The sequence below is a fragment of the Polynucleobacter sp. 39-46-10 genome (genome assembly GCF_002282275.1).
On the sequence record NZ_NCJB01000313.1, the window covers coordinates 1 to 2,634 of the forward strand.

Below are 2,634 nucleotides of genomic sequence, written 5' to 3' on the forward strand. Positions count from 1 at the left end.
CCATTTAAAAAAGGGGTGGGAATACCCACCCCTTTATACATAGCTAAGGCTCTAAATTACTTCTTCTTGTTATTAACTACAGTTGCACCAATGTTGTAGTAAAGACCATTGATTTGAGTCCAATAAGGAACAACAATTCCGGCAAACTTACGCTGAGAGTCTAAGACTTCCTTGAAGAATGGGTTCTTCTCAGATTCGCGTGTGTAAACAACTGCGGTAGCTTTCTGGAATGCAGTAAAGAACTCTTTTGGTGTGTCATGAACGGTTACGCCGTGATCCTTCTTGAGCTTCTCTAAGGCAACTGCATTGCGGTAAACATTGAATGTATAGGTCTCAGCAATAGTTGCGGAGACTGCAGTTTCAACGATCACCTTGAGATCTGCAGGCAACTTATCCCAGAATGTCTTATTAATTAGGAGTTCTGCAACGTCAGTAGACTGATGCAAACCTTGGAGATAGTAGTGCTTAAACACATTTTGGAAGCCCAAAATCATGTCATCAGCAGGTCCAATCCACTCTGCGGCATCAATCACGCCTCGCTGAGCCGCAGGAACAATTTCAGAACCTGGCATTGCAACAGTTGTCAGGCCCATTTCCTTAAAGATCTCTGCAGTCAATCCTGGAGGCGAACGGTATTTCATTGGCTTCATATCAGCAATCGAATTGATAGGCTTTTTAAACCAACCAAATGGATCAGGGCCCATAGGTTGAATCATGAATGGCTTGATATTGGTTTTGAGAACTTCGGTGAATAAGCGTTGATAAAGCTGGTCTCCGCCACCATTTTTAAGCCAGGCCATGTGCGAGACTTGATCTAAGCCAACACCAGAGCCAGATGCAGGGTTTGAGAAAAGTGCTGCGGCCGAATTTTTGCCTGACCAGTAGTGGGTCCATGCAAAGCCAGCATCAATTACCCCTTTGTCGACTGCATCAAGGATTCCAAATGCTCCCACAACAGCGCCGTCGGGTAAAACATCCACTTTGAGGCGGCCATTTGACATTTTGTCAACACGGTCTCCAAAGTTTTTCATGAGTTCGAAATAAATACTGGCAGAGGGTACGCCAGTTTGAAGGGTCATTTTGATTGGCGCCGACTGCGCAAATGCTGTGCCGTATAGAGCGGCAGATAGGGCAGTAACAGCAGCTACCCGTTTTACTAATTTAATGATCATGTCAAACTCCTTTTTGAGTTGGGTACGCACTACTTTTTGAATCAGTGTAGCAGGTATGCAATCAAATATTTGAGATAATACCGGCTGTCCGACAAATTTTTTATCTTTATCCATAGTTATCGTTTAAGTGTGGTAACTCAAACATAACTATTTGGGGGCGCTTTATGCCCCCATTTTTTTATAATTTTAGTCGGACAATAGTGATATTTAATCATTATTGTCCGACTAAAATCGGGTTAAAAAATGCTGTAATCCTTTGCTGTTAATGATTACAGGCAAAAAAATGCTTGTTTCAATATCGGGGGTAGTACCCCCTCCTTATTTTAGGTTGCAAAAGCAAAGGAGGCATTATGTGTTTTTCTCCATGCTTTATACGTATCCTTAATAAAGGCCAATAATTCAACGTAACTCATCAGGTGCAGCCTTATCACTGTAATCATATTGGCAAACGATTTCTTTGTAGCCGCTTTCTTTCTTAGAACCACCATCAGCAGTTGGGCTATCAGTACGCAGTAAACCTGCATTTTGATGCTATTGGTACTGTTACCCCAAAAATAGCGTAACGGAAAGTTTTGCTTTATCTGTTTGAACAGTAACTCAATCATCCAACGTTTTTTATAAATAGTTGCTATCTGTGACGCCGGCAGCGTAAAATTATTAGTGATAAACACATACAGCTTCCCTTCTTTTGTTTTATAGGTAATGCGTCTTAATTTTAATCGCCCGATTACCACACCGTTTTGCTTTACTGCTACTGTAATGTATTGCTCCTTTAATACACCTATGGCATTTTTTCTCTTCGTTTTGTCTACCAGCACTTTGGTTACATGATAATCCGCATTATCCTTCATTCGGGTTACAAACCAAATTTTTTCATCCGTCCATTTAGCAAACTGATGATATACGGTATACGCTTTATCAAATACCAGCCAACTGTTGGCTGCCAGTTTCAGTTCATAAAGAAACCTGCGGTCATGCTCCCTGGCTTCCGTCATCCGTACAAACTCTGTCACACCGCTAAAAGCATCCATCATGGCATGTACCTTAATACCCCCTTTCTTCTTTCCTCCATCTATTGGGTTGCGACCAACCCCACGAAGTATCTCACTAAACAATTGGATGGTACTGCTATCGATTATTTTTAAATTCCTGATGCTTAACCCTTTTAATCGGCTGTCCGAGATAAAACTGTGATATTGTTTGAGCAACTCCTCGTAAATCATCGCAAAAACCAGAAAGTTCCTATTAGTATTTGCATCAGAGAGCGTACTACGGGCAGGGGCTTTATCAAATCCCAAATGAGATAACTTGCCCTCACAGCCTAGAAGCCCCTCGCACAGTTCCCTGAGTCCATTACAATAACTGAATACTCCATATAACAGGCTTACCATATGAATCCGTAACGGCAGTTTCTTATAATAACGGTTTGACTGGTATTTTCTGTTCGCTTTATTGATCAAAG

The 2,634-nt window shown here is 41.5% G+C and carries 2 protein-coding genes; both read right to left on the reverse strand.

What is annotated here, in order from left to right; genetic code table 11:
* Window positions 1–56 precede the first annotated feature (56 nt).
* Window positions 57–1,172 (reverse strand): TRAP transporter substrate-binding protein, encoded by a 1,116-nt coding sequence (locus B7X71_RS14960; protein WP_293599147.1) that lies wholly within the window; start codon window positions 1,170–1,172, stop codon window positions 57–59.
* Window positions 1,173–1,495: 323 nt separating this feature from the next.
* Window positions 1,496–2,634 (reverse strand): IS4 family transposase (locus tag B7X71_RS14965; protein ID WP_293601260.1); only part of this gene is annotated, 1,139 nt, incomplete at its 5' end.

Bases quoted from the DNA above. Each gene is read 5' to 3' on its own strand.
- B7X71_RS14960 (WP_293599147.1), bottom strand. From the start codon at position 1,172: ATGATCATTAAATTAGTAAAACGGGTAGCTGCTGTTACTGCCCTATCT.